This window comes from Streptomyces sp. NPDC060232 (genome assembly GCF_042726555.1).
Lineage (GTDB): Bacteria > Actinomycetota > Actinomycetes > Streptomycetales > Streptomycetaceae > Streptomyces.
The window spans coordinates 50,611-76,768 of the sequence record NZ_JBHXAG010000016.1 but is presented as its reverse complement, the minus strand read 5'-3'; the positions used below and the strand labels follow the sequence as shown (position 1 = coordinate 76,768).

Here is a 26,158-nt window from a genome sequence, read left to right as displayed (position 1 = left end):
CCGCGATCCGCCGGTCACCCCGCCGCCCGTCACCCGTGCGGGGTGAATATGGGCTCCCGGTTTCCGCAACGGGGTCCTCACACAGCAGAGTTGCGCGGGTGCATCCAACGCGAACCACGACAAAGCTGCTGCTCGGAGTCGCCTGTGCCGTTTCGGCGGTCTCCGGCTGTGTCAATGTGAGCCCCGGACCCGTGCAGCCCGCGGCGGTCCCCGCCGCCGGGGTCCCGCCCCGGCACGAGCCGCGCGGCGGGCCCGGGACCGCCCCCGTGGCCGTCCGGGCACCTGCCCTGGAGGCACTGGAGGCGGTCGAGGCGGCCCCGGAGCAGGCCGCGCGGCCGGCGGCAGCGGCCCCCGCCGGGCGGGACGCCGACAGCCCCGCCAGGAGCGCCCCGGGCGGGCCCGTGGCGGACGCTCCACCGGTCCCCGACATCCCGGAGCCCCGGCGGGCCGCCGAGCCCGCACCGGGGCGTCCTGACGGCCCGCGGCGGCACGCCCGGCCCGATGCCGAGGCGAAGCGTGAGCTGATGCGGAAGCTGCCGGTGCACCCGGCCGACGTCTGCGCGCTGGGCCGGCGCCACGGCCGCTGGGACCCCGACAGCCCCGAAGCCCGGATCTGCGCGGGGGTCCACGGCGGCTGAGACGTCCGGGGCAGGTCCTGCTACGACTGTTCGGGAAAGGGCCGCGGCCGGGGGCCCGGTTCCGCGGCGAGGCGCCGCTCCAGCCGTGCGATGGCGGCCCGTACGCCGTTGCCGTAGCCGTCGTCGGCCAGTGCTCCGGCGGCCGCGCGGGCCCGCGCCAGGTGGACCCGGGCGGCCTCCGGCCGCTGGAGCTTCAGGTAGTCGGCGGCCAGGCTGAGGTGCAGGGAGGGGTAGAACACGCGCATCGCGGGATGCGGCTCGCGCAGCGCAGGCCGCCCGAACCCGCTCCCGTCGTCCCCGCTTCCGGAGCCGTCGCCCAGGGCGTCGGCGGCGGTCAGGGCGTCGGCGGCGGTCAGGGCGTCGGCGGCGGTCAGGGCCCGCAGGTCCCAGGCCAGCTCGTCGGCGGGGTCGTCCTGGGCGTCGGCCATGTAGTGGGCGAGGGTGCACCGGTGCAGGCGGTCCCCCTGCTCGCCGATCTCCTGCCAGATCGCGCCGAGCCGGTTGCGGGCCTCCTCGCGGTCACCGGCGTGCAGCAGGATGACCGCCTGGCCGATCCTCGTCATGAGGGCGTCCTCCGACGCCTCCTGCTGCTCGGTCACGGCGCCTCCGGCTTGCTCTGCCGGACCTTGTCCGGTCCGGTCGTCACGACGCTAGCCGGAGGTTCCGGTGAAGGCGCCGAGGCGCGGGGGGACGTCAGCCGAGGTCCGGGATCCGCCAGTCGATCGGCTCATGCCCCTGGGCGGCGATGGCCTCGTTGATCTGCGTGAAGGGCCGGGAGCCGAAGAACTTCTTGGCCGACAGCGGCGAGGGGTGGGCTCCCTTGACGATCACGTGCCGCTCTTCGTCGATGAGCGGGATCTTCTTCTGGGCGTAGGCGCCCCACAGGACGAACACGGCCGGGTCGGGACGGTCGGACACCGCGCGGATCACGGCGTCGGTGAACTTCTCCCAGCCCTTGCCCTTGTGCGAGTTCGGCTCGGCCTCGCGGACGGTGAGCACCGCGTTGAGCAGCAGGACGCCCTGCCGGGCCCACGGCATCAGGTACCCGTTGTCCGGGACCTCCAGGCCGAGCTCCTCCTTCATCTCCTTGTAGATGTTGCGCAGCGAGGGCGGGGTCTTGACCCCGGGCTGCACGGAGAAGCACAGGCCGTGGCCCTGGCCGGCGCCGTGGTAGGGGTCCTGCCCGAGGACGAGGACCTTCACCTGGTCGAAGGGCGTGGCGTCCAGCGCGGCGAAGACCTGCTCCCGGGGCGGGTAGACCGGCCCGTTGGCCCGCTCCTTCTCGACGAACTCGGTGAGTTCCTTGAAGTAGGGCTGGTCCAGCTCCCCGCCGAGGACGGGGAGCCAGGACTCGGGCAGCATCTGGGTCACGGTGACAACCTCCGGTACAAGTTCGTGCGACTGCTCAGAACCTACCGGGGGCCACTGACAACGCGTCGGCCGCCCGGGACGACCGCCCGGGCGGGGGCCGCGGCTACCAGCTGGTCTTGCGGTACAGCTCCCACATCTGCATGGCGGTCTGCGGGTCGAGTGCCCGCTCGGCGCCCGCGATGTCCTCGCGTGCGGCGACGTACAGCTTGCCCTGCCACAGGGGCAGCAGCCGGACGTCCTCGGCGAAGATCTGCTGGGCCTTCTCGAACTGCTGGACCCCGCTGGATCGGTCGCCGTCGCGGCGGGACTTGGGGAGCAGCTCGGTCAGGATCTCGTTCTGCTCGTACGGGGTGCCGACCGCGTTCTCCTTGCCGACGAACGGCGCGATGAAGTTGTCGGGGTCCGGGAAGTCGGGGAACCAGCCTCGGCCGAAGACCGGGTACTCCTGGCTCTTGTAGCCCTCCTGGAAGGCCTTCCAGGGCTGGCTGCGCAGGGTGATGTTGAACAGGCCGCTCTCGTCCAGCTGGCGCTTGATCTCGGTGAACTCCTCGGCGGTGGAGGAGCCGTACCGGTCGGTGGTGTACCAGAAGGTCAGGTCGACCTGCTGGTTGATGCCGGCCTCCTTGAGGATCTTCTTGGCCTTGCCGACATCCGCGGCGCCGTACTTGTCGTAGAACGGCGTCTTGTGGCCGACGACGCCCTTGGGAACCATCGAGTACAGCGGCTCGGCGGTGCCCTGGTAGACCTTGGAGACGAGGGTGCCGCGGTCGATGATCTGGGCGATGGCCTGGCGGACCGCGAGCTTGTTGACCGCCGGGTCCTTCGGGTTGAAGACCAGGTAGCGGATCTCGGCGCCGACGTTCTCGACGACCTGGACGCCCAGCTGGTGCGCGGCGGGGCTCTGCAGGTCGGTGATCTGCGGGGCCGACAGGCCTCGGTAGGTGGCGTCCAGATCCTTGGCCTTCAGGGCGGCGACCATCTTCTCGGAGTCCGCGAAGTAGCGGATGGTCACGGCCTTGTTCTGGCGCTTCGCGAAGCCGGCGTAGCTCTTGTTCTCGGTGAGGACGGCCTCGCCGCCCTCCTTGTACGACTCCAGCACGTAGGGGCCCGAGCCGGTGATCTTGCCGTCCTCGCGCACCCTGTCGGCCGGGTAGTCCTTGGGCGCGACCAGCGAGGCGGCCGGCGAGCCGAGGACGTACGGGAAGGTGGCGTCCGAGGTCTTCAGGTGGAAGACGACCGTCAGCGCGTCCGGGGTCTCGATCTTGTCGAGGCTGCCGAAGAGGTCCTTCGGGCCGACCTTGGAGCCGATCGTCCTGATCCGGTCGAGCGAGTGCTTGACGGCCTTGGCGTCGAGGGGCTCGCCGTTGGAGAACTTCAGGCCCTTGCGCAGGGTGCACCGGTAGGCCTGGCTCGCGCCGTCCGTGAACTCGCAGTTCTGGGCGGCGTCCGGCTGGGGCTTGGTGGAGCCCGTGGGGAAGGCCAGAAGGGTCTGGTAGACGTTCCGGTACAGCTCCCAGGAGCCGTCCCACGCCGCGGCGGGGTCGAGGGTGCTCGGCGCGCTCGTGGTCCCGACGACGATCCGCTTCGCTTCGTCGCCGTCGTCATCCGACAGCAGGCCGCAACCGGCGAGCAGGGATATGGACGCAAGGGCCGCAGGGATCTGCAGGCATCTGGTCCGGTTGAACACGTGCACGCTCCTCGATCAGCCAGGGGTGCGGCAGACCCTACCGCAGTGCCCCACGAATCCAATGGGTTGGTTTCGTGAGGCACTTGACCGGTTCCGTGCGCATTCGATACACATTTACCTCCCTTTCGGAGGCAAATACGTCCGATTATCGGTCAGTGCACCCCGGCATTGAGGAACATCCCACCGTCGACGACCAGAGTTTGCCCAGTGATCCATTCCGCTTGTGCAGATGTAAGAAACGCCGCGGCCCCTCCGATGTCCTCCGGGAGCCCGAGCCGGCCGAGCGGGTAGGCCGCCGCGGCCTCCTGCTCCCGGCCCTCGTAGAGCGCCTGGGCGAACTTCGTCTTGACCACCGCCGGGGCGATGGCGTTCACGCGGACCCCGGGCGCCATCTCGTGCGCGAGCTGGAGGGTGAGGTTGACCATGGCGGCCTTGCTCATCCCGTACGCGCCGATGAAGGGCGAGGCGGAGACGCCGGCGATCGAGGCGATGTTCACGATCGCGCCGCCGTTCTCCTTCTGCCAGGCGTGCCAGGTCCGCTGGGCGAAGCCGAGCGCCGAGATCACGTTGGTCTCGAAGACCTTCCGCGCGACCCCGAGGTCCAGGTCCGCGATCGGCCCGAAGACCGGATTGGTGCCGGCGTTGTTCACCAGGAAGTCGACCCGGCCGAACGCCTCCATCGTGCGCTCGACGGCGAGGGCCTGGTGGGCCTCGTCGTGCGCCTTCCCGGCCACCCCGATCACCCGGTCCGCGCCGAGGCGCTCCACGGCCTCCTTGAGGGCCTCCTCGTTGCGCCCGGTGATGCAGAGCCGGTCGCCGCGCGCGACCAGCGCCTCGGCGATGCCGTAGCCGATGCCCCGGCTCGCTCCGGTGATCAGCGCGACCTTGCCGCTGTCGGTACCGCTGTACGTCATGACGTACGCCCTGCCTCTCGTGGTCGAGTCAGTTGAGGGGGCCGCCGGCCACGTACATGACCTGGCCGGAGACGAAGCCGGCGGCCTCGCCGGTGAAGAACGCGATGGCGTTGGCGATGTCGTCCGGACGGCCGACGCGCTGGACGGGGATCTGGGTGGCGGCCGCGGCCTGGAAGTCCTCGAAGCCCATGCCGACGCGGGCGGCCGTCTGGGCGGTCATCTCGGTGACGATGAAGCCGGGGGCGACGGCGTTGGCGGTGACGCCGAACTTGCCGAGCTCGATGGCCAGGGTCTTGGTGAAGCCCTGCAGACCGGCCTTGGCCGCAGAGTAGTTGGCCTGGCCGCGGTTGCCGAGCGCCGAGCTGCTGGAGAGGTTCACGATGCGGCCGAACTTGGCCTCCACCATGTACTTCTGACACGCCTTCGACATCAGGAAGGCGCCGCGCAGGTGCACGTTCATCACCGTGTCCCAGTCGGTCTCGCTCATCTTGAAGAGCAGATTGTCGCGCAGCACACCGGCGTTGTTGACCAGGATGGTGGGGGCGCCGAGTTCGGCGGCGACGCGCTCGACGGCCGCCTCCACCCGGGCGCCGTCCGAGACGTCGCAGCCGACCGCCAGGGCCCGGCCGCCGGCCGCCGTGACGGCCTCCACGGTGTCCTTGCAGGCCGCCTCGTCGAGGTCGAGTACGGCGACGGCGCGACCCTCGGCGGCCAGGCGTACGGCGGTGGCCGCGCCGATGCCCCGGGCCGCCCCGGTCACGATCGCGACGCGCTGCTCGGTGGTGGACATGCTGGTTCTCCTCGCCCTAGAGAGGCGGTCGCCCAGAGGTGAGCAACCGCTTAGTAGCTTCAGCTGAGGAGACGCTAGGAGCCCTGACACCCCGTGTCAACGGCGACCGGCCCGGCCCGGCGGCCGACGGTCAGCGCACCAGCAGGTCCAGCAGCCGCTCCACCTCCGCCGCGGGGTCGGCCGTCAGGCCGGTGTGCACCGGCCCCGGCTGCACCACCGTGCTGCGCGGGGCGATCAGCCAGCGGAACCGCCGCCCCGCGTCGTCACCCGCGGCCTGCCCCGCCGCTTCCCCGCCGCCGCACACGCCCTCGACCCCGCGCAGCGCGGCCCGTACGCCGGCCACGTCGGCCGCCGGGTCCAGTGCGAGGAGCTTCACCTCGTCGAGGTGGGTGCGCGCGGCGACGTAGGAATGCGCCCGGCAGTAGACGATCACGCCGGCGTTGAAACACTCGCCGCGTTCCATCCGGGGCACCACGCGCACCAGCGCGTACTCGAACACGTCCCGCTTGCTCACTCGTCGCCGCTCTTCTTCTTGTGGGTCTTGTGGGGCCATTCCGGCAGGTGGTCGGTGAGCCAGCCGGGAGGCCCGGCCGGTGCCCTCACCTCGGCCTCCAGCGAGATCCTCTCGTGGATCGTGGCCGCGCGCGGCAGCAGCGCCTCCACGTAGGCCCGGCGCAGCGCGTCGGCGGAGGCGAAACCCGGCTCGTCGACCAGCCACTCGTCCGGCACCTCGGCGGTGACCTCGGTGAGCAGTTCCTCGGTGACCAGGGGCGCGAGTGCGGCGGCCGCGCCCTCGACGTCCGGGCCCACGGGGGCCAGTACGTGGTCGGAGGCGTTGTACGGCTTGGCGGCGGCGGCCTGCGCCGTGGGCCAGTTGTGGTGCCAGATCATGGTGGCGCCGTGGTCGATGAGCCAGAGGTCCCCGTGCCAGACCAGCATGTTCGGGTTGCGCCACGACCGGTCGACGTTGTTGACCAGGGCGTCGAACCAGATCACGCGCCCCGCCTCGGCCGGGTCCACCCGGTACGCGAGCGGGTCGAAGCCGATGGAGCCCGGCAGGTAGTCCATGCCCAGGTTGAGGCCGCCGCTGGCCTTGAGCAGCTCCTGGACCTCCTGGTCGGGCTCGGCGAGCCCGATCACGGGGTCGAGCTGCATCTGCACCAGCGTGGGGACCCTGAGCCCCAGCCGCTGGGCGAGGCGGCCGCAGATGACCTCGGCGACCAGGGTCTTGCGGCCCTGGCCGGCTCCGGTGAACTTCATGACGTACGTACCGAGGTCGTCGGCCTCGACGATCCCCGGGAGCGAACCGCCCTCACGCAGGGGCGTGACATAGCGGGTCGCTACGACCTCTTCCAACACTTTCCCAGGCCACCCATCTCTTCAGCCTTGCAGTCCATGGACGATTTCTCGGGGGCTTAGCGGCAGGAATCACCGGTCAACGACGCTGGGGAGAATGGGGAGTTTCGGCCGGCGGGCCGGCCTCCCCGCTCCGCCAGCGGGCCGTCGATGACGCCGCGCCCCTTGCTGCCGGCCTCCGGCATGAAGTGAGCATAGTAACCGAGGGTGATCGCCGGCGAGGAGCGCCCGGGCCACCGGGCCAAGGTGGCAGTGTCGGCGGAAGGCCGGTCCGGTGAGGCAGGCTGGTGGCGGTGAGGTACCACCCGGAGCTTCGGGAGCGGCAGGAAATCGGACGTGGCTACCACGGCATGGGCAGGACGTCCACGGTCTGGCCGGCGCACGCGCCGTCGGGCGGGATCACCAACAGTCCTGGCGAGGTGGCCAGGCCCCTCAGCATGGCCGATCCGCTGTGTTGCCGGGGAGAGGCGGATCCGTCGGCGTTGAGCCGGTAGGGCAGCAGACGGTGATCGTCCGAGGGAGAGAAGACATCGATCGCCAAGGGCACCTGCCGAAGGCGGGGAAGCGGCTGGCCGCGCAGGGCGGCGACCAGCGGCTCAAGCAGTGTGAGCATGGCTACGCAGGCCGCCAGGGGGTTGCCGGGCAGTGCCACCCACCAGCGATGATCGGGCAGCTGCGCCAGCATCATCGGATGTCCGGGCCGTACGGCGACCCCGTCGACCAGAATCCGCCCGCCGACCTGCTCCATGCAGGCACGCACGTGATCGACGGGGCCTCGGGCACTGCCTCCGGTGGTGACGAGCACGTCGGCGGTGCGCGACTCCGCAGTGACCCGATCGAGGACGCCGTCGAAGGTGTCGGGGACGTACCGCAGACGGACCGGGCCGGTGTGCAGCGCTGCCAGCCACAACGGCAGTTGCGGCCCGAGGGCATCCCGCACCCTCCCCGGCCCGGGAACGCCGCGTGTGACCAGCTCATCGCCGAGGACGAGACAACTGACCGCCGCAGGACGGTGGACCCGGACCGTGTCGTTGCCTGCGGCTGCGGCCAGGCCGAGGGCGGGCGGGGTGAGCAAGAGCCCCGCGGCCAGCAGGGTGTCACCTTGGTGGGCCTCCTCGCCCCGGCGGCGCACGTCCGCACGCGCCCGCGGGGGCGGTGTCCCGGGCAGAGTGCGCAGGAGCCCCGCAGCGTCCAGCGCTCCGCGCTCGCTGCGCAGTACCGACTCACACCCGGCTGGGAGCGCGGCTCCGGTGGCGATGGCCACCGCCGTACCCGGGGCGAGGGGCGGACCGATGGGTTGACCTGCCAGGACGGACCCGACGACGCGCCAGGGAGGGTCGCCCCGTACGGCCCAGCCGTCCATCGCCGAGCAGTCGGCCGTGGGCATCGCGGACTGAGCGGCCACATCCTCGGCCAGGACGCAGTCGGCCGCCCTGGACAGCGGCATCTGCACGGCCGGCAGCGGCGTCGCCGCGTTGTGCGCGGCGCGGCGGGCGGACGGCCATTGAGGATGGGCCAGCGGCGTGACGGCGGCTGTGGGGCTGGTGGCGGCCATGGGAGTGATCCTCACGGAAGGGGGGTGACGGCACGGTGGCGCGAGCAGGGGGCCGGCGCCGCTCAGGCGGTGGCGTCGGCGAGCCACAGGTCAGGGCCGAAGACCTCGTAGCGGATGTTGCGGGCGGGGATCCCGCCACGCAGCAGCTGCGACCTGAGCTCTCGCATGAAGGGAAGTGGGCCGCACAGGTAGACGCTTGCGTCGACGGGCAGTTCCAGCGCGTCGAGGTTCATCAGCCCCGTCCGCGAGCCGGGCGCTGTCGCCGGGTCCCGCTCGTACCAGAACGTGGCGCGCGCATCGGGCAGCGTGCCGACCAGCCGGTCCGTGTCGGCGCGCAGTGCGTGGTCGGCGGGTGAGCGGTCGGCGTGCAGGACCGTGACAGGGCGGGTGGAGGCGGTGCCCGCGAGGTGCTCGAGCATGGCGACCATCGGGGTGCAGCCGATGCCGGCGGAGACCAGCACCAGCGGAGCGTCCGTACCGTCCAGCACGACATCGCCGAAGGGAGCGGAAAGCGCGAGTTCGTCGCCGGCCTCGACAGTGCGGTGCAACAGGCTGGACACTTCGCCGTCGGGGGCGCCCTGGCCGGTCACCCGCTTGACGGTGATCCGGCGCACCTGGTCACCGGGGGCCGAGGAGAGGCTGTACTGGCGCAACTGGTGCACCCCGTCGGGCATCTTCACGCGCACGCTGACGTACTGCCCGGCCCGGGCGCGCGGCGCGGGCGCACCGTCGGAGGGCCGCAGCAGGAACGAGACGGTGTCGGCGGTCTCCTGGCGGCGTTCGACGACGGTCCACTGCCGCCACGGGTGTCCGGGCCGCACCTGGGCTTCGAGGTAGAGGCGCGCTTCCTGGGCGATGAGGGCTCCGGCCATCAGCCAGTACACCTCGTCCCAGGCAGCCGCGACATCCGGAGTGACCGCTTCGCCCAGCACCTCGGCGATGGCGGCGAACAGGTACTTGTGCACGATCGTGTACTGGTCTTCGGTGACCCCGACGGCCACGTGCTTGTGGGCGATGCGGGCGAGCAGGGTGTCCGGGCGGGTGCCCGGATCGGCGAGCAGCGCGCCGGCGAAGGCGGCGATCGAGCCGGCAAGGGCCCGGCGCTGTACGCCGCTGGCCTGGTTGCCGCGGTTGAACATGCCGTCCAGCAGCTCGGGGTGCTCGGCGAACATCGTGGCGTAGAAGCGGGTGGTGATCTCATCCAGTGCCCCGCCGACGGCAGGCAGGGTGGCCCGGATCAGCGCGGCCGACTCGGCAGACAGCATGACACTCCTGAGGAGAGGAAGACGAAAGAGCAGGCCCTGCAACAGCAGCCACCGCCAGGTCTAGCAGCTCAAGACCACCCCACCCCGGTCCCGGGCAGGAACGGGGACCAAGGGCCCTGGTGATCGGGGCCGCCCGGCCTCGGGCCGGGCCCGAGAGACGGGACCAGCGGCCCACGCGTCGCCCATGCGTCGCCATGGCCGTGCCTCTCGTCCGCTGACCAGGGGCCCCGCTGAGAGGCGGTGCGCGACCGCGCCGTGCAGACGGTGTGAGACGTGCCACGGTCTCTTCGCAGTGGGCGGGGGCGATGCGCCGCCGCACCCGGCCCATCACGGGGGATCGTCATCCGGACATGCCGGAGCCGACGTTGCTGCGCCCACCTGGCGATCACGTCGTCCACGCGGCCTACGCGCGATCGGGCCACGCGTGCGGCGGTTCGTCGCCGCCGGGGCCGGTTTCGCTCGTCTTCGGCCGCTGGCCAGGGGCGGCGGCGAGCCCTGCCCGTTCATCGGGCATGCTGAACAGTGGTCCGATGGTCGAGGATGAGGGGAACCGTGGTGAACGAAGTCGACACCGGGGCACCGGGCCCCTCTCCCCAGCTGCGGCTGGACGAGTTGTTGGAGGGTCTCCACGAGCAGGTCCAGCAGGTGCGGGCTGTCCGGGACAGGACGAGCACGCTGCTGGATGCGGTGCTGGCCGTCGGCTCCGACCTGGACCTGGAGGTGGTGCTGCGGCGCATCGTGGAGTCCGCGGTCGCCCTGGTCGACGCCCGTTATGGGGCGCTCGGTGTGCTGGGGGAAGAGGGCACGATCAAGCAGTTCCTCACCGTCGGCATCGACGAGGAGACCGTGGCCCGCATCGGGCACTATCCCCGGGGCGAGGGCATCCTGGGCCAGCTCATCCGCAACCCGGAGCCGCTGCGCCTGGCGAACCTGGCCGACCATCCGGCGTCGGTGGGCTTCCCGCCCGGGCACCCTCCGATGACCAGCTTCCTCGGCGCCCCGGTCCGGGTCCGCGACGAGGTGTTCGGCAACCTGTACCTCACGGACAAGGAGGGCGGCGCCGAATTCGACGGTGACGACGAGGCGGTGCTGCGGACCCTGGCCGCCGCGGCCGGCGTGGCGATCGACAACGCCCGGCTGTATGACGACGCCCGCCGCAAGCAGCGGTGGCTGGCGGCGAGCGACGAACTGACCCGAAGCCTGCTCTCGGGCCAGGACCCGGCCGAGGTCCTGGAGACGGTGACCGCCACCGTGCGGGACATCTCCGGCGCTGACCTGGTCGCCCTGGCCGTCCCTGTCGGCGAGAGCGGGGAACTGGTCGTCGAGGCCGCCTCCGGCACCGCCGCGGACAAGGTCCGCGGCCTGGTGCTGCCGGCCACGGCGATGGCGGCGAAGGTGTTCGCCACCGGCGAGACGGTCAACAGCGACACGGTCAGCGCCGGCCCACGCGCCGACGGCGGCAACCCCTGGGTCGTCGGGCTCGGCCCGGCGTTCTACGTACCGCTCGGCCGCCCGGACCACATGCGCGGGGTGCTGCTGGTGGCCAGCCTGCCCGGCGGTCAGGCGTTCCCGGACACGGTCATCGAGATGGTCACCGCATTCGGAAACCAGGCGGCCCTGACCCTGGAGGTCGCCGAGCACCGCCGGGACGCAGAGCAGATGCTGGTCCTCGGCGACCGTGACCGCATCGCCCGCGACCTGCACGACCTGGTCATCCAACGGCTCTTCGCCGGTGCCCTGACCTTGCAGTCCACCCTCGGTCACATTCCCGACCGCGCGAAGGAGCGGGTCCAGCGGGTCGTGGACGACCTCGACGACACGATCAAGGTCATCCGTTCCACCATCTACGGCCTGCGAGAGAGCGATCGCGGCCGCGGTGGCGGCCTGCGTACCCAGCTGGTGGCGGCCACCGACCGGGCCGCCGAAGCGCTCGGGTTCGCACCCGCACTGCGCATGACCGGCCTGCTCGACACCGACGTGCCCGCCGAGTACGCCGCGCACCTGCTCGCCGTGCTCGGCGAGGCCCTGTCCAACGCGGCCCGGCACGCCGATGCCACGACGGTCGACGTCACCGTGGAGGCCACCCGGGAGACCCTGCGGCTTCGCGTGGCGGACAACGGCCGCGGCATCGACCCCGCCGTGACCCGTCGCAGCGGCCTGGCCAACCTGCGCCAGCGCGCCGAGGGCCTCGGGGGCACCCTCGACCTGTCTGCGCGACGGCCTGCCGGCACCGTTCTCACCTGGACCGTGCCCCTGCCTTCCACCAGTGGCTGACCGCACCGGGCACAGCAGGGTTCCCGTAACGGCGGGCCGTCTATGACCCGGTGCGCTCCCAGCCTCGCCGCGGGGCGCGGGCGCCGAGGCGGACGTCACGGCTGCGGTAGACGATGTAGGGGCGGGTCAGGTAGCCCACCGGTGCGGTCAGCATGTGCACCAGTCGCGTGAACGGCCAGGCGGCGAACAGCAGCAGGGCACTGATCGCGTGCAGTCGGAACAGCAGCGGTGCTCCGGTCATCAGGGCCGGATCGGGTTGGAAGTAGAAGACGGAACGGAACCACGGGGAGATGGTCTCGCGGTAGTCGTATCCCCCGCCGACGACGTTCGCCGCGACCGTGGCGGCCAGGCCGAGCACGATGGTCACCGTCAGGGAGAGGTACATGGCCTTGTCGTTGCGGGTGGTGGCGGAGAAGACCGGGCCCACGGTGCGGCGCCGGTAGATCAGGATGGCCAGCCCGCCGAGCGTGGCGACGCCCGCGATCGTGCCGAGGACGACAGCGCTGATGTGGTACGTGTGCTCGCTGATCCTCGCCGCTTCGGTCCAGCTCTTGGGGATGACCAGACCCCCGATGTGTCCGATGAGGACGACGAGGATGCCGAAGTGGAACAGGGGGCTGCCGATGCGCAGCAGCCGGCTTTCGTACAGCTGGGAGGAGCGGGTGGTCCAGCCGAACTTGTCGTAGCGGTAGCGCCAGATGTGGCCGAGGACGAACACGGCGAGCGAGAGGTAGGGCAGGACGATCCACAGCAGGATGCCGCCGGTGCCTGCCTGGGCCGCCAGGGTCAGGGGCTGCGCGGGCGTGGTCATCGCGGTCCTCCTACGACGGGATCCGGCAGGAACACAGGGGATGCGTACGGGTCGAGACCGACCTGTTCCTCGGGCGGGCCCTGGGCGGCCAGGCGCAGGACGGCTTCGCGGGCGTCGCCGGCGAGGGCGGGCAGCGTAGCGGATACGGAGTCCAGGACGTGCGCCCAGGGCGAGCCGTCGTCGTTCAGGGCCAGGCGCAGCAGCTCCAGGCCGGCGCGGTGTTCGGTGAGCAGGCCGTGGCCGGTGGCCGGGTCGGTGGCGGCGAACTCCAGTACGACGGCGAGGTGGTCGGGCAGTTCGTCGTCACCCAGGCGCCAGCCTGCGCCGGCGTAGGTCTGTTTCAGCCGCAGCAGGGCGACGCCGCGTTTCCTGGTGTCGCCGTGCGCGTAGTAGGTCAGGTAGAGGCAGCAGCGTTTGCGGTGGTCGAAGGTGGCGACGTAGGCGGTGGCCAGGTCGGCGGGGGTGGTCTGCTCGGCGTGTGCGGTGAAGCGGAGCAGGGGGCGGGCGACCGGTTCGGGCAGGGTGGCGGCGACCCGGCCGGCCAGGGCCAGGCGCTGGTCGAACTGTTCGTCGGGGTAGGAGAGCAGCAGGGACTGGGCCTGCCAGGCGGCGGGGTGCCACGGCTGCGCGCCGGCGGTGCGCGGCTTCTTCCTCTTCGGGGCTTTCATGGCTTCGGCTCGAACTCCCCGCCGCTGTACCCGTCGGCATCGTTGCCGCCGGAGGGTTGGTCGGGGAACAGGCCGGGCGGGGAGCCCTTGCCGTCCCAGTTGAGGAGGTTGACGCGGGTGGCCTTGTCGGTGGGGGTGGCCGGGGTGTCGGAGGTCTGCCGGTCGCGCAGGGCCCGGTAGGTCTCCACGGCGATCGGGGCGGCGCCTCCAGAGGCCTCGCCGAAGGGTCCGGAGCCACCCATGCCAGGGCCGCCCTCGTAGTCCAGGCTGCACTCGGTGGCCAGCTCCTCCAGCTTGTGGGCCTGCTCGGCGTGGGCCGGAGGGATGACGTACCGCTCGTCGTACTTGGCCAGCGCGAGCAGCCGGTACATGTCGTACATCTGCTCTTCGCCCATCCCGACGGCCTCGGGGATGGAGGCGTCCGGTTCGCGGCCGAGGTTGATGTCGCGCATGTAGGAGCGCATGGCCGCCAGGCGGCGCAGGACCGCGTCCACCGGGGCCGGGTCACCCGCGGTGAACAGCTGGGCGAGGTAGTCGACTGGGATGCGCAGGGCGTCGACGGCGGCGAACAGGTGGGAGTGGTCCTCGGCGTCGTGGCCGGTGTCGCGTACTGCATCGACCACGGGGGACAAAGGGGGGATGTACCAGACCATGGGGAGGGTGCGGTACTCCGGGTGCAGGGGCAGGGCCACCTTGAAGGTGTTGATCAGGGCGTGGATCGGGGACCGCTGGGCGGCCTCGACCCAGTCGCGGGGAATGCCCGCCTTCTCCGCCTCGGCGACCACCTGCGGATCGTTCGGGTCGAGGAAGACCTGACGCTGGGCGTCGTACAGAGCGGTGTCGTCGGGGGTGGAGGCCGCTTCCAGGACGCGGTCGGCGTCGTAGAGGACGAGGCCGATGTAGCGCAGTCGGCCCACACATGTCTCGGAGCAGACGGTGGGCAGGCCGACCTCGATGCGAGGGAAGCAGAAGGTGCATTTCTCTGCCTTGCCGGTGCGGTGGTTGAAGTACACCTTCTTGTACGGGCATCCGGTCACGCACATGCGCCAGCCGCGGCAGCGGTCCTGATCGACCAGGACGATGCCGTCCTCCTCCCGCTTGTAGATCGCCCCGGACGGGCAGGAGGCCGCGCACGACGGGTTGAGACAGTGCTCGCAGATCCGCGGCAGGTAGAACATGAAGGTCTGCTCGAACTCGAACTTGATCTTCTCGGAGACCTGGTTCAGCAACACGTCCTTGTCGCCGTGATCGGCCGATCCGCCGAGGTCGTCGTCCCAGTTCGCCGACCAGGCGATCTTCATGTCCTTGCCGGTGATCAGGGACTTGGGGCGGGCGACCGGGGTGTGCTCCTGCTGCGGGGCGTTGGTCAGGGTCTCGTAGTCGTAGGTCCAGGGTTCGTAGTAGTCGTCGAGGGCCGGGAGTTTGGGGTTGGAGAAGATCTGGATCAGCTTCTTGAACCGGCCGCCGGCTTTCAGCGTGAGGTTGCCCCGCTTGTTCAGCTCCCAGCCGCCCTGCCAGGTCTCCTGGTCCTCGTAGCGGCGCGGATAGCCCTGGCCGGGGCGGGTTTCGACGTTGTTGAACCACACGTACTCGACGCCGGTGCGGTTGGTCCACGCCTGTTTGCAGGTGACCGAGCAGGTGTGGCAGCCGATGCACTTGTCGAGGTTCATCACCATCGCCATCTGGGCCATCACGCGCATCAGTAGGTCACCTCCTGGTTGCTGCGGCGGCGGATGACGGTGACCTCGTCGCGCTGGTTGCCGGTCGGGCCGAGGTAGTTGAAGGCGTAGGAGAGCTGGGCGTAGCCGCCGATGAGATGGCTCGGCTTGATCAGCAGTCGGGTCAGGGAGTTGTGGATGCCGCCGCGCCGGCCGGTTGTCTCGGTGCGGGGCACGTCGATGAGCCGGTCCTGGGCGTGGTGCATGTAGACGGTGCCTTCCGGCATGCGGTGCGAGACGACCGCGCGGGCGGCGACCACGCCGTTGCGGTTGACCGCCTCGATCCAGTCGTTGTCGTGCACGCCGATCTTGGCCGCGTCCTCGGTGCTCATCCAGATCGTGGGGCCGCCCCGGGAGAGGGAGAGCATGAACAGGTTGTCCTGGTACTCGGAGTGGATGGACCACTTGTTGTGCGGGGTGAGGTAGCGCACGGTGACGCCGAGTTCGCCGGTGTCGCCGATGCGGGGCTCGCCGAACAGGGCGTTCATGTTCAGCGGGGGCCGGTAGACGGGTAGGTGTTCACCCAGTGCGGTCATCCAGTCGTGGTCGAGGTAGAAGTGCTGCCGGCCGGTGAGGGTGTGCCACGGTTTGAGACGCTCGACGTTGACGGTGAACGGGGAGTAGCGGCGCCCGCCGGTCTCCGATCCGGACCACTCCGGTGAGGTGATGACCGGGACCGGGGCTGCCTGGGTATCGGCGAAGGTGATCTGCTTGCCCTCGTGCTCGGCGGCCAGATCGGCCAGCCGGGTTCCGGTGCGCGCCTCCACGGCATGGAAGCCCTGCGTGGCCAGGTGGCCGTTGGTGGTGCCGGACAGGGCCAGGATCGCCTCGCAGGCGTGTACGTCGCGGGCGATGGAGGGCCGTCCGTCGGCCGCTCCGCCGCGTACGGTTCCGTTCTTGTGCCGCAGGTACTCCAGCTCGCGCTCAAGCCTGAAGGTGACGCCCTTGGTGGTGGCGCCGAGCGTGTCGAGCAGCGGACCGAGGGCTCCCATCTTCTCGGCCACCGCGCCGTAGTCACGCTCCACCGTGATCAGCTTGGGCATGGTGCGGCCGGGCACGGGCTCGCACTCCCCGGCCTTCCAGTCGCGCACGATGCCGCGCGGGTTGGCCAGTTCGTCCGGGGTGTCGTGCAGCAGGGGGGCGGCGACCACGTCCTTGCGTACGCCGAGATGTCCGGCGGCCTGGCGGCTGAACTCCTTGGCCAGGGTGTGGAAGGCGTCGAAGTCGGTGCGGGTCTGCCACGGCGGGGCGATCGCCGGGTTGAAGGCGTGCACGAACGGGTGCATGTCCGTGGATGACAGGTCGTGCTTCTCGTACCAGGTGGCCGCCGGCAGGACCACGTCGGAGAAGACCGTGGTGCTGGTCATGCGGAAGTCCAGGGTCAGCAGCAGGTCGAGCTTGCCCTCGGGTGCCTCCTCCCGCCACACCACATCCCGAGGCCGGGCCTCCGGCGGGGCTTCGGCGGCGCGGACGGACGCGTCGGTGCCGAGCAGGTGCTTGAGGAAGTACTCGTTGCCCTTGGCCGAGGAGCCCAGCAGGTTGGCCCGCCACACGGTCAGCACACGGGGGAAGTTCTCAGGCGCGTCCGGGTCCTCGCCCGCGAACCGGAGCCGCCCGGCCTTCAGCTCGTCGACGATGTGTTCGGCGAGCGGACGGCCCGTGGCTGCTGCCTCGTCGGCGAGGTCCAGCGGGTTGCGGTCGAAGGTCGGATACGACGGCATCCAGCCCATGCGCGCCGACTGCGCGATCACGTCGGCCGTGCTCTTCCCGGCGAACGGGCCGCCGGCGCCGGCCGCGGCGAGGGTCTCGGCGGAGAACGGGTCGTAGCGGAACTGGTCGCCGTGCAGGTACCAGTACGCGGTCTGGATCATCTGCCGGGCCGGGCGGTTCCAGTCGGCGGCGGTCGCGATCGCCGAGTATCCGGTGATCGGGCGGACCTTCTCCTGTCCGACGTAGTGGGCCCAGCCGCCGCCGTTGACACCCTGGCAGCCGGTCAGCGTGGTCAGGGTCAAGAACGCCCGGTAGATGGTGTCGGAGTGGAACCAGTGATTGGTGCCCGCCCCCATGATGATCATCGAGCGGCCGCCGGACTCCTCGGCGTTGGCGGCGAACTCCCGGGCGATCCGTGCCGCCTTCCCCGCGTCCACCCCGGTGATGGCGGCCTGCCAGGCGGGGGTGTAGGGCTCCTCCGCGTCCTCGTAGGAAGACGGCCACCGGCCGGGCAGACCCTCGCGGCCCACCCCGTACTGGGCCAGCAGCAGGTCGTACACCGTGGTCACCAGACGCCCGGCCACCCGCCGCACCGGCACCCCTCGCCGCAGCCGGCCCGCGCTGCCGTCGGGGGCGTCGAAGCGGGGCAGGTCGACGGCGACCGGAGTCTCGCCGCCGCCCTCGGCGGACAGCAGCGGGTCGGTGTCGCCGAGGTCGAGGTTCCATTTCCCGGCCCCCGCATCCCCGTAGCGGTCCCCCAGCGTGCCGTTCGGCACCACCGGGCCTCCGGTGGCCGCGTCCAGCAGCACGGTACGGAATTCCGCGTGCTCGGCCGCAGCGGCCTCGCCGCCGAGATCGGCAGCGGTCAGGAACTTCCCCGGCACGTAGGTGCCCGGCTCGCCCTGGGCTTCGTCGAGGGTGACCAGGAACGGCAGATCGGTGTACTGCTTGACGTAGCCCGTGAAGTGGGGGGTGGACCGGTCGACGAAGAACTCCTTGAGGATGACATGCCCCATGGCCATCGCCAGGGCGCCGTCGGTGCCCGGCTGGGCGGGCAGCCACTCGTCGGCGAACTTGACGTTGTCCGCGTAGTCCGGAGCCACCGCGACGACCTTCTGGCCGCGGTAGCGGGCCTCGGCCATCCAGTGCGCGTCCGGCGTACGGGTCACCGGCAGGTTCGAGCCCCACATGATCAGATAGCCGGCGTCCCACCAGTCCCCCGACTCCGGTACGTCGGTCTGGTCGCCGAACACCTGCGGGGAGGCCACCGGCAGGTCGGCGTACCAGTCGTAGAAGGAGAGCATCACCCCGCCGAGGAGCGAGTAGAACCGGGCACCGGCGGCGTGCGAGACCATCGACATCGCCGGGATCGGCGAGAACCCGGCCAGCCGGTCGGGCCCGTACGCCTTGATGGTGTGCACGTGGGCTGCGGCGGCGATCTCGGTCGCCTCTTCCCAGGTCGCCCGCACCAGGCCGCCCTTACCGCGCGCCCGCTTGTAGCGGCGGGAGCGTTCCGGATCGGAGACGATGTCCGCCCAGGCCGCCACCGGGTCACCGAGGCGGGCCTTCGCCTCCCGGTACATCTGCAGCAGCACGCCGCGCACGTACGGGTAGCGCACCCGGGTCGGCGAGTACGTGTACCAGGAGAACGCCGCGCCGCGCGGGCAGCCGCGCGGCTCGTATTCCGGCCGGTCCGGGCCGACCGACGGGTAGTCCGTCTGCTGGGCCTCCCAGGTGATGATGCCGTCCTTGACGTACACCTTCCACGAGCACGAGCCGGTGCAGTTCACGCCGTGGGTGGAGCGCACCACCTTGTCGTGCGACCAGCGGTCCCGGTAGAACTCGTCCGCCTGCCGACCGCCCTTCTTGTGCAGGGTGCGCAGGTCTTCGGAGACCTCCGCCCGGGTGAAGAACCGGCGGGAGCGCACCAGGGCCTCCGCCAGATCGCCGTCCATGCCTGCCCGTGCAGGGCTGGTCTCCGTGGTCACCGTGCCACTCCGCCCCGGGCATCGCATGCCCGTTCGAATCGTGATCGGTTCCGGCCACGCACGACTCTACGACCGCCGACCACCCGAAGGACGACAGCCACACGGCGGGCCGTGCGGCTTGGCAGAGACCGTCTGCGCGTAGGGGCTGTTACCCAGGCTTTACGAGGCCATGCCAACAACTGCTCCCGCGCCCCCGCTCGGAAGCGGGGGCGCGGGTGTGGTTCAGGCGCCTCCCAGGCCGGAGGAGCGCGGCCCGGGTCAGGCTGACGGCCGGGACAGGGCGCCGCCCGCTTCCGTGCGCACCGCCTCGACCGCTTCCCACTCCTCAGTGCTCAGGTTCGCTAGTGCGGCTGGGAAGACGCCGTCCTGCTCCTTGAGGATGTGCTGGCGCAACAGGTCGAGAGCGTCGATCAGCCGGTCCGGCCAGCCCGGGTCGGTCAGGAAGGGTCCGTCCGCCCCGGCCATGACCGACTCGATGCGGCGGTGCTCGGCCTCCAGAGCGGCGATCTGCTCGGGAAACTCCGCGGCCATCAGGGGGAACAAGCCGCGTTCCTCCACCTGGGTGTGCGGCCCCAGCACGGAGGCGATCTCGCGCGCCAGCTCGGCCATCCGGGTGACGGCGCCGTCCCGCCGGGCATCACGCACCTGGCTGATGAGTGCGACGACCTCCTCGTGTTCCCGGGTCAGTTCGTCGATGGTCGCCAGTGCCTGGCAGCCGCAGTACTCGCACACCGGTGCTGCTCCTTGATCGCTCGGTCCGTCGTTCTCAGCTGCGTGTTTCTCACACGGTGGTGTGCGCGGTGCGGTGGCGGCGCCCACGGCCGGTCCGCGGAGCCCGGTCGCCGCCCTGGACGGCGGTGCGGATACCGGTGAGGGTGTAGACCAGCGCCGCCGCGGCCACGATGGCGAGCAGTGCGAGACCCGCCGCGTACGTTCCGTACTCCCCGTACAGCGAGCCCATCACCAGTGGCGGGAGGAAGCCACCGAGGCCGCCCGCGGCGCCGACCACGCCGGTGACGGAGCCGACCTTGTTCGCGGGAGTCAGCAGGGCCACCAGAGCGAAGGTCGCCCCGCTGCCCGCACCGAGCGCGGCCGCCATCGACAGGAAGGCGATCGTGCCCAGTGGGGCCAGGGGCGGGGTGAACGACTGCACGACCGCTCCGGCGACGACCACGGCCAGCGAAGCTGCCAGCACCCGGACCGGTCCCAGCCGGTCGGACAGCCAGCCGCCGACCGGGCGCATCGCCACCGCGAGCAGTACGAAGCCGGCCATGCGGTTGGCGGCGTCGGCCTGGGTGAGGCCATACCCGGTCTTGAGGTAGGTGGGGAGGTAGACCGAGAACGCGACGTATCCGCCGAAGGTGACCGCGTACAGCGCGGACGCCTGCCAGGTGATGCCGAGGCGGGCGGTGGCAGCCAGACGGCGGGCCAGCGGCTCGGTGGGCACGGTACGTCCGGGCGCGTCGCGCAGCAGCAGCGCGGCGGTCACCGCGTACACGGCGAGCATCCCCGCGGTGATCAGGAAGGGGGTCGCCATACTGCTCGCGTCGACCAGCTTCACCGTGGTCAAGGCGCTGATCGCGGTGCCGCCCATGCCGGCGCCGAAGACGCCGATGGCAAGGCCGCGCCGCTCGGGCGGGAACCACGCGCTGACCAGAGGCACCCCTACCGCGAACGCGGTCCCGCCGATCCCGAGGAAGAACCCGCCGATCAACAGCGCCGCGAGGGACGAGTGCCCTGCCAGGCCGAGGTAGAGGACCGGCACGATGGTCGCCGCCGACACGATCGGGAACATCACCCGTCCGCCGAACCGGTCGGTCAGCGCGCCCACCGGTATGCGGCCCAGGGAGCCGACCACGACGGGTACGGCCACCAGAAGCGACTGCTCGAACGACGACAGGTCGAGGCTGTCCTTGAAGCGCGGGCCCAGAGGGCTCAGCAAGGCCCACGCCCAGAAGTTCACGGCGAACCCGACCGTGGCCAGGGCCAGCATGAGCCACGCCCGGCCGGATACCGGAGCACCTGACGGTGAGCTGTCGCCCTTCGACTGCAACGGCTGGACCATGTTGTCCGTCCCTTTCCTCAGCACGGTGGTACGGCGCCACCGGAATCGCATGGGCGCGGCAGGCCCCTTGCCTGTCCGACGGCGTCCGGTGACCACTGTTCGCCGCCGGAGTCGTCGGCGGCATGGGCCATCAGTCCCTGTCAGAGGCCGGAAAGGCCCCCACCTGCGGGCCCGTCCGTCCCTCCGCTTGTCCCCGTGACCGCGTGGCCATGCGAGACAACGGCCGCGGTCGGCGCTCATGGCACCAATGACGCAAGGTTGGGGCCGACCGGCCCCGGGGACGATGGAGTGATGTTGCAGAACGACGGCTTTCGCGCACTCGACCGGCAGGAATGTCTGCTTCTGATGACCAAGGTGCCGGTCGGCCGTGTCGTGTACACCCGACAGGCACTGCCCGCGGTCCTGCCCATCAACTTTTCCCTGGACGCGGATGCCGCCGTCCTGCTGTGCACCTCGCCGACCTCGGATCTCGTCGACGCCATCGACGGCGCCGTGGTCGCCTTCGAGGCGGACGGATTCGATGCGGCAACGCGGTCCGGCTGGAGCGTGGTCGTCACCGGACGCGCCAGCGTGGTGACCGATCCGGCCGAGCGCGAGCGGCTGGCGCGGTACAGCCCCCACTCCTGGATGCCCTCACGGGACAGGGTGTTCGTGCGGATCGAGTGCGAGATGATCACCGGTCGCGAGCTCATGGGATCGCGCGCCACCCCATGACGTGCGGCCCGCAGCGACCGCAGGGGGTGGTGGCGCGGGGGCGCAGGAGGGTCGCGGGGGGGGGGGGCCGCCGCGGCCCCCCCCCCCCCCCCCCCCCCCGGGCGGCCCCCCCCCGCCCCCCCCCCGCCGGCCCCCGCCCCCCCCCCGCCCCCCGGGGGGGGGGGGGGGCGGGGGGGGCGGGGGGGGGGGCGGGGCCCCCGCCGCGGCCCCCCCCCCCCGACCCGATACCCCTGTGGTGAATCCCCGGCTCCAGCCCCGGGAGGGAGCCGCGTACGCAGTGCGCCGCTGCGCGGGGCGTACGACCGCCGTCCGGACCGTACCCGAAGCGGATCAGCACCTGGGGGCGGCAACGCCGCCTCGACCCGGCCATCGCCTCCCGCAGGTCCGGCCACTCCATGGCCTGGTGCAGCATCGAGGTCCGCACCCCGTGCACCGTCGCTGTGAGCAGCGCGCGTTCCAGAGCCTGTCCCGCGCGCAACCAGTCCTCCGCCCGGTCGTGGGACGTCCACAGCATGGCCACCTGGGCATGACGTTCGAAGCGCAGGGCGGGTAGCTGCGGCGCGGGCAGCGCACCGATGAAGTCCCGCACCGGTATCCGCCTGGACTCATCCCGCGGACCCAGGGCCGTGACGGGTATGCCGTAGACGGCGTCCGCTCCCGGGGCGGTGATCCAGGTGCGTGTCTCGGCCACGCGGGCCGCGTGGACGGCATTGCGTGCCTCGGCCGCCGCTGTCAGACGCAGCAGTGGTCGGCTCGCCACGATGTCGGGAACATCCAGGTACGCCCCCTCGGCTCGGGCCGAAGTGATCATCTCGCTCACAATGGGGTCTGGCACAGTGCGTCCCGTGAAGGGCATCCGGCTCGTGTGGCGCCGTTCGACTGCCTCGTACAGATCCCGCAACGATGGCTGTCCTTGCGTGACGGGCTCGGTCAGCTGCACCGTGGCCAACAGATCCGCGTCGTCGACGCCGGGACACAGCCGGACGACAGGCTCCCAGCCCAGGTGCTCCGCGGCCACCCGGATGTTGAAGACCGCCGCGCCCACCGACAGGTGCTGGGCGCGCCGTTGGGGATCGGCCATCGGTAGCTGTCGCCCTCGGTCGAGACGGACCTGGATCGACCTGCTGTCCGGGTCCAGGCCGAACCGCCAGGGCTGCGTGTTGTGGATCGACGGGGCCGCTACCGCCGCGGCCAGCAGGGCCTGGACGGCTGCGGCGTCCACTTCCCGAGTCTGCATCGCGGATCCTTTCGGCACGCTCGGCTTCGCTTGTGTCGAGCCTGTGCCGATGTCCTGCTCGAAAGGAGGGTTGACCGGCCCCATATGGCGGGACGTCTGGCCTCATTGGGAGGGGTCCGACGGGGAAGGGCACCACCACTGCGGAGGCCGGAGACAGCAGCACCCGAGATGTTGGCGGTGCCGGCACGTGCAGGAGTGCGAGCGGCCGCCGTCTCCGCCGCGATCGGCGCAGGCACGGTCGCACGAATGCCGACCGGAGTCCCCACACCACGTGGAAGGTGACGGTCAAAAGGGTGCCTGCCGCCAAGTGTCCCGGGTGAGAGCATCTGCCACTCGGCCACGGGCCGCTGGTCCCCTACTCGCTCGATGCCCTCAGGGCCGGACGTCCCGATCACGGGGACCATCGTCCTCGAAGCCGGCTGGAAGGCGGGGACCGAGCCCTGGCGGCTGATAGACCAGGTTGTGCGCTGGCGGCCTGCGCGGCCACGCTGACCCTCTGGGAGCACTGCCGGACACCCTGCGTGGCAGCTCCCCACCACGCCTCGGCTGCAAGCGAGCGGCCGTTGACGTCCCGGCACGCCGCCCGGCGGCGACGGCGCCGCAGGCCGGGCGCGACGAGGCAGCGGTGGCGTGAGCTCCGCCAAGACCCCCGGGAGCACAGCACGACCCCCTGCTCGACGGACGCGCCACGACCGGATGCCCTCCGCTTCCGGTCCGTTCACCGGGCGAGGGATCTCTTGAGAAAGGCAGCGACACCCGATGAACACGCCCGCGATCCAGAACCGGTCCCTCTACCCGTCCGGCCCGCGACCGGAGGACCGGAGACCTCACGTCGTGGTGGTGGGCGGCGGTATAGCCGGGCTGAGCGCTGCCGCCCATCTCAGCGGTGTGGCCGATGGCACCGCATCCGGGGCGCTGGTGACCGTACTGGAGTCCGCTGGCCGGCTGGGCGGCAAACTCCTTCGCGCGGAGGTGGGCGGCCTTGCCGTGGACCTCGGCGCCGAGGCCGTGTTCGTACGCCGACCCGCCGCCCTCGAACTTGCCCGGCAGGTCGGCCTCGGGCACGAGCTGGAACCGCCCTCCACGATGGAGGCGGCGATCCTCACTCGCGGCAAGTCCCGGCCCCTGCCCATGGGCCACTTGTTGGGCATACCGGGAGATCTTCGAGCCCTTGCCGCCTGTGGGATCCTCTCCCGTGACGGGCTCATCCGGGCCTGCTGGGACCTGCAGCTGCCTCGTACGCAGGTCGGGGACGACATCGCCATCGGCAGGTACGTCGCCGCCCGGATGGGGCGTGAGGTGGTCGACCGGATGGTCGAGCCTCTTCTCGGTGGTATCTACGCGGGTCACGCCGACCACATCTCGATGCGTGCCACTCTGCCCGGGCTGCTGGCTGCCGCGCGCGACGAGCGCTCCCTGGTCGAGAGCATCCACCGGATGCGGCGACCCGATCCCGGCAAGGCGGATCTGTTGGCGCCCAAGCCACCCGGGCACGGCGCGCCCCCGCCATTTCGTACGGTCCGGGGCGGCATGGGCCGGCTGCCGCTCGCCCTGGCGCGAGCGTGCCGGTCCGCGGGTGTCGACATCCGAACCGGCGTTGAAGTGCGTGACCTGGAGCGTGTCACTCACGGATGGGCACTGACTGTCCACCACGCCGGGCGAGCGCAGCGAATGGACGCCGATGCCGTGGTGCTCGCCGTGCCGGCCCCGGCTGCCGCCAGGCTGCTCGCCAGGCAGGCACCCTCTGCGGCGGCGGTCCTTCGGGCAGTGGAGTACGCGGACACGGCGCTGATCACCCTCGTCTTCGAACGGTCGGACCTTGCGGCGCTGCCGCACGGCAGCGGCCTTCTGGTACCGCCGGTGGACGGCCGCCTTGTCAAAGCCGTCACTTTCTCCAGCAACAAGTGGAGCTGGCCCGGCCGGTATGCGCCTGACAAGTTCGTCGTGCGCGTCTCGGTCGGCCGTCACGGCGAGGACACCGCCGTGGTCCTCGACGATCAGGAGCTGGTGGCCCGTTCACGTACTGAACTCGCCCAGGCCACCGGCCTGTTTGCCGCGCCGTGCGACACTGCCGTGACGCGTTGGAGGACGGGACTGCCGCAGTACGCGGTCGGCCATGTCACTCGCATGGAGCACGTCCACGAGCAGGTGCGGAAGCTGGGAACGCTGGCCGTGTGCGGTGCCGCCTACGACGGCGTCGGCATCACCGCCTGCGTCGAGGGCGCGCAACGCGCGGCCGCGGCGATCACGGCGTCGCTCCCAGCCCGCGTTCACAGCATCTGAGTCGGCACCGGCCTGCTCCCCCTCATCTGCCACTGCCCCCCGGTGGCGACGCAGATCGGGTGGGCCGGAGCTCGTCACGGGCTTCATCCGGTGCGCTCCCCGTCGAGGTGCTTGGTGCCTTTGAGAGGTCGTTTTATCCCGTTGTTTCATCCCGGAATCAGGTGTTGGTCTGCGGTGTCGGGTCGCGCCAGGAGATGGTGTTCTCGCCGGTGAGGCGGCGGGCCATGAGATCTGTCATGGCAATGTGGATCACGGCTTCGGAGCGAGTGGGCAGGGTTTCGTAATCGCGGGCCAGTCGGCGGTGCAGCATGAGCCAGCCGTAGGTCCGTTCGACCGCCCACCGCTTCGGTATCGGGGTGAAACCTCTGGCCCCGGGCTTGCGGGCGGTGATCTCCATGTCGATGCCGAGAACGGCGGCATGCTCGACGAGGTGCTGGCGGTAGCCGCCGTCGACCCACACCTTGCGGATTCCAGGATGGTCAGCGGCGACCTGGTCCAGGAGCTGGGCGCCGGGCGGAGTCCTGCACACTTGCCGCAGTGACCAGCACGGCAAGCAAGAGTCCGAGCGTGTCGGTGACGACGTTCCGCTTCCTGCCCACGATCTTCTTCCCTGCGTCGATGCCCTGGCCGGCGGCGGGGACGCTGGTGGAGGTCTTGACACTCTGCGCGTCGATTACACAGGCCGACGGCTCGGCGTCCCGTCCTTCCTTCTCCCGTAGAAGCTGCCGGAGAAGGCCGTTGAGCTGAGCGAACACGCCCTCGTCCGCCCACTTGGCGAAGTAGCCGTAGACCGTGTTCCAGTGCGGAAAGTCGTGCGGGAGGTAGCGCCACTGCACCCCGGTGCGGTCCACGTACAAGATCGCGTCCATGATGTCGCGCAGGTCATGTTCCGGCGGCCGGCCGAAGTCGAGGGCCCTGCCGCGGCGCTCGAAGCGCCAGGCCGCCAGCACCGGCTCGATCAACTCCCAGCGGGCATCGGACAGATCACTCGGATACGGGCGTCGCGTCGGCATGCTTCAGGCGTACCGCCGCGGACCGAGTGCGCCCAGGCGCACAGCGACGACAACGGAAGCACGCGGCCGCGAAGGCCGGACGTCCTGGGATGAGACAGGCA

19 protein-coding genes and 2 pseudogenes are annotated in these 26,158 nt (G+C 71.1%); 4 read left to right on the top strand and 17 right to left on the bottom strand.

The window, feature by feature from the left end; translation table 11 throughout:
- Window positions 1-176 precede the first annotated feature (176 nt).
- Window positions 177-638: a hypothetical protein gene (locus ACFWFZ_RS22925; protein ID WP_387124653.1), complete on the top strand. Its 462-nt coding sequence runs from the start codon at window positions 177-179 to the stop codon at window positions 636-638.
- Window positions 639-658: 20 nt separating this feature from the next.
- Here the strand turns inward: ACFWFZ_RS22925 and ACFWFZ_RS22920 are convergent, their stop codons facing one another.
- The 9 genes from ACFWFZ_RS22920 to ACFWFZ_RS22880 all read right to left on the bottom strand — a co-directional run bounded on the left by ACFWFZ_RS22920 (window position 659) and on the right by ACFWFZ_RS22880 (window position 9,576).
- A complete protein-coding gene (locus tag ACFWFZ_RS22920; RefSeq protein ID WP_387124652.1) occupies window positions 659-1,237 on the bottom strand; it encodes a hypothetical protein in 579 nt (192 codons plus the stop codon).
- 94 nt (window positions 1,238-1,331) lie between these two features.
- On the bottom strand, window positions 1,332-2,000 hold the full coding sequence (locus ACFWFZ_RS22915; RefSeq protein WP_387124735.1) for a uracil-DNA glycosylase: 669 nt from the start codon (window positions 1,998-2,000) through the stop codon (window positions 1,332-1,334).
- 112 nt (window positions 2,001-2,112) lie between these two features.
- On the bottom strand, window positions 2,113-3,696 hold the full coding sequence (locus ACFWFZ_RS22910) for an ABC transporter substrate-binding protein (RefSeq protein WP_387124651.1): 1,584 nt from the start codon (window positions 3,694-3,696) through the stop codon (window positions 2,113-2,115).
- A gap of 152 nt (window positions 3,697-3,848) precedes the next feature.
- Window positions 3,849-4,610 (bottom strand): SDR family oxidoreductase, encoded by a 762-nt coding sequence (locus ACFWFZ_RS22905; RefSeq protein WP_030658329.1) that lies wholly within the window; start codon window positions 4,608-4,610, stop codon window positions 3,849-3,851.
- 28 nt (window positions 4,611-4,638) lie between these two features.
- Entirely contained in the window at window positions 4,639-5,400 is a 762-nt protein-coding gene (gene fabG, locus ACFWFZ_RS22900; protein ID WP_387124650.1) for a 3-oxoacyl-ACP reductase FabG, read from the bottom strand.
- 130 nt (window positions 5,401-5,530) lie between these two features.
- A complete protein-coding gene (locus ACFWFZ_RS22895; RefSeq protein ID WP_387124649.1) occupies window positions 5,531-5,914 on the bottom strand; it encodes a DUF3037 domain-containing protein in 384 nt (127 codons plus the stop codon).
- Window positions 5,911-6,759: a HipA family kinase gene (locus ACFWFZ_RS22890; protein ID WP_387124648.1), complete on the bottom strand. Its 849-nt coding sequence runs from the start codon at window positions 6,757-6,759 to the stop codon at window positions 5,911-5,913. The genes ACFWFZ_RS22895 and ACFWFZ_RS22890 overlap by 4 nt, the downstream gene beginning before the upstream one ends.
- A 337-nt stretch (window positions 6,760-7,096) precedes the next feature.
- Window positions 7,097-8,311 carry a molybdopterin molybdotransferase MoeA gene (locus ACFWFZ_RS22885; protein WP_387124647.1) on the bottom strand — a complete coding sequence of 405 codons (1,215 nt, stop codon included), beginning with the start codon at window positions 8,309-8,311 and terminating at the stop codon, window positions 7,097-7,099.
- A gap of 62 nt (window positions 8,312-8,373) precedes the next feature.
- Window positions 8,374-9,576 carry a globin domain-containing protein gene (locus ACFWFZ_RS22880; protein ID WP_387124646.1) on the bottom strand — a complete coding sequence of 401 codons (1,203 nt, stop codon included), beginning with the start codon at window positions 9,574-9,576 and terminating at the stop codon, window positions 8,374-8,376.
- 540 nt (window positions 9,577-10,116) lie between these two features.
- Between ACFWFZ_RS22880 and ACFWFZ_RS22875 the strand changes: the two genes are divergently transcribed.
- On the top strand, window positions 10,117-11,850 hold the full coding sequence (locus tag ACFWFZ_RS22875) for a GAF domain-containing protein (protein ID WP_387124645.1): 1,734 nt from the start codon (window positions 10,117-10,119) through the stop codon (window positions 11,848-11,850).
- Between the two features lie 40 nt (window positions 11,851-11,890).
- On the opposite strand, the gene narI is transcribed toward ACFWFZ_RS22875, so the two are convergent.
- The 6 genes from narI to ACFWFZ_RS22845 form a co-directional block, all read right to left on the bottom strand.
- Window positions 11,891-12,661, bottom strand: coding sequence for a respiratory nitrate reductase subunit gamma (gene narI / locus ACFWFZ_RS22870; protein ID WP_387124644.1), 771 nt, complete (start codon window positions 12,659-12,661; stop codon window positions 11,891-11,893).
- Window positions 12,658-13,329, bottom strand: coding sequence for a nitrate reductase molybdenum cofactor assembly chaperone (gene narJ, locus ACFWFZ_RS22865; RefSeq protein ID WP_387124643.1), 672 nt, complete (start codon window positions 13,327-13,329; stop codon window positions 12,658-12,660). Before narJ ends, narI begins: the two co-directional genes overlap by 4 nt.
- Window positions 13,326-15,029 carry a nitrate reductase subunit beta gene (narH, locus tag ACFWFZ_RS22860; protein WP_387124642.1) on the bottom strand — a complete coding sequence of 568 codons (1,704 nt, stop codon included), beginning with the start codon at window positions 15,027-15,029 and terminating at the stop codon, window positions 13,326-13,328. The genes narJ and narH overlap by 4 nt, the downstream gene beginning before the upstream one ends.
- On the bottom strand, window positions 15,029-18,712 hold the full coding sequence (locus ACFWFZ_RS22855) for a nitrate reductase subunit alpha (RefSeq protein WP_387124734.1): 3,684 nt from the start codon (window positions 18,710-18,712) through the stop codon (window positions 15,029-15,031). Before ACFWFZ_RS22855 ends, narH begins: the two co-directional genes overlap by 1 nt.
- A 291-nt stretch (window positions 18,713-19,003) precedes the next feature.
- Window positions 19,004-19,477 (bottom strand): hemerythrin domain-containing protein, encoded by a 474-nt coding sequence (locus tag ACFWFZ_RS22850; RefSeq protein WP_387124641.1) that lies wholly within the window; start codon window positions 19,475-19,477, stop codon window positions 19,004-19,006.
- Between the two features lie 49 nt (window positions 19,478-19,526).
- The gene (locus ACFWFZ_RS22845) at window positions 19,527-20,810 is read right to left on the bottom strand and encodes an MFS transporter (protein WP_387124640.1); all 1,284 of its coding nucleotides are present in this window, start codon (window positions 20,808-20,810) and stop codon (window positions 19,527-19,529) included.
- Between the two features lie 291 nt (window positions 20,811-21,101).
- Between ACFWFZ_RS22845 and ACFWFZ_RS22840 the strand changes: the two genes are divergently transcribed.
- Window positions 21,102-21,524, top strand: a complete 423-nt coding sequence (locus ACFWFZ_RS22840) for a pyridoxamine 5'-phosphate oxidase family protein (RefSeq protein ID WP_387124639.1) — start codon at window positions 21,102-21,104, stop codon at window positions 21,522-21,524.
- 286 nt (window positions 21,525-21,810) lie between these two features.
- Here the strand turns inward: ACFWFZ_RS22840 and ACFWFZ_RS22835 are convergent.
- Window positions 21,811-22,761, bottom strand: a pseudogene (locus ACFWFZ_RS22835) (Acg family FMN-binding oxidoreductase); the annotation flags it as partial.
- Between the two features lie 759 nt (window positions 22,762-23,520).
- Between ACFWFZ_RS22835 and hemG the strand changes: the two are divergent.
- Window positions 23,521-25,044, top strand: coding sequence for a protoporphyrinogen oxidase (hemG, locus tag ACFWFZ_RS22830; RefSeq protein WP_387124638.1), 1,524 nt, complete (start codon window positions 23,521-23,523; stop codon window positions 25,042-25,044).
- Window positions 25,045-25,190: 146 nt separating this feature from the next.
- On the opposite strand, the pseudogene ACFWFZ_RS22825 reads toward hemG, so the two are convergent.
- A pseudogene (locus tag ACFWFZ_RS22825) lies at window positions 25,191-26,057 on the bottom strand (IS5 family transposase).
- Window positions 26,058-26,158 lie beyond the last annotated feature (101 nt).

Excerpts from the sequence above, each read along its gene's own strand:
- ACFWFZ_RS22915 (WP_387124735.1), bottom strand. The coding sequence starts at position 2,000 with ATGCTGCCCGAGTCCTGGCTCCCCGTCCTCGGCGGGGAGCTGGACCAG.
- ACFWFZ_RS22905 (WP_030658329.1), bottom strand. The coding sequence starts at position 4,610 with ATGACGTACAGCGGTACCGACAGCGGCAAGGTCGCGCTGATCACCGGA.
- fabG (WP_387124650.1), bottom strand. The coding sequence starts at position 5,400 with ATGTCCACCACCGAGCAGCGCGTCGCGATCGTGACCGGGGCGGCCCGG.
- ACFWFZ_RS22885 (WP_387124647.1), bottom strand. The coding sequence starts at position 8,311 with ATGGCCGCCACCAGCCCCACAGCCGCCGTCACGCCGCTGGCCCATCCT.
- ACFWFZ_RS22880 (WP_387124646.1), bottom strand. The coding sequence starts at position 9,576 with ATGCTGTCTGCCGAGTCGGCCGCGCTGATCCGGGCCACCCTGCCTGCC.
- ACFWFZ_RS22875 (WP_387124645.1), top strand. The coding sequence starts at position 10,117 with ATGAGGGGAACCGTGGTGAACGAAGTCGACACCGGGGCACCGGGCCCC.
- narI (WP_387124644.1), bottom strand. The coding sequence starts at position 12,661 with ATGACCACGCCCGCGCAGCCCCTGACCCTGGCGGCCCAGGCAGGCACC.
- narJ (WP_387124643.1), bottom strand. The coding sequence starts at position 13,329 with ATGAAAGCCCCGAAGAGGAAGAAGCCGCGCACCGCCGGCGCGCAGCCG.
- narH (WP_387124642.1), bottom strand. The coding sequence starts at position 15,029 with ATGCGCGTGATGGCCCAGATGGCGATGGTGATGAACCTCGACAAGTGC.
- ACFWFZ_RS22855 (WP_387124734.1), bottom strand. The coding sequence starts at position 18,712 with ATGGACGGCGATCTGGCGGAGGCCCTGGTGCGCTCCCGCCGGTTCTTC.
- ACFWFZ_RS22845 (WP_387124640.1), bottom strand. The coding sequence starts at position 20,810 with ATGGTCCAGCCGTTGCAGTCGAAGGGCGACAGCTCACCGTCAGGTGCT.
- ACFWFZ_RS22840 (WP_387124639.1), top strand. The coding sequence starts at position 21,102 with ATGTTGCAGAACGACGGCTTTCGCGCACTCGACCGGCAGGAATGTCTG.
- hemG (WP_387124638.1), top strand. The coding sequence starts at position 23,521 with ATGAACACGCCCGCGATCCAGAACCGGTCCCTCTACCCGTCCGGCCCG.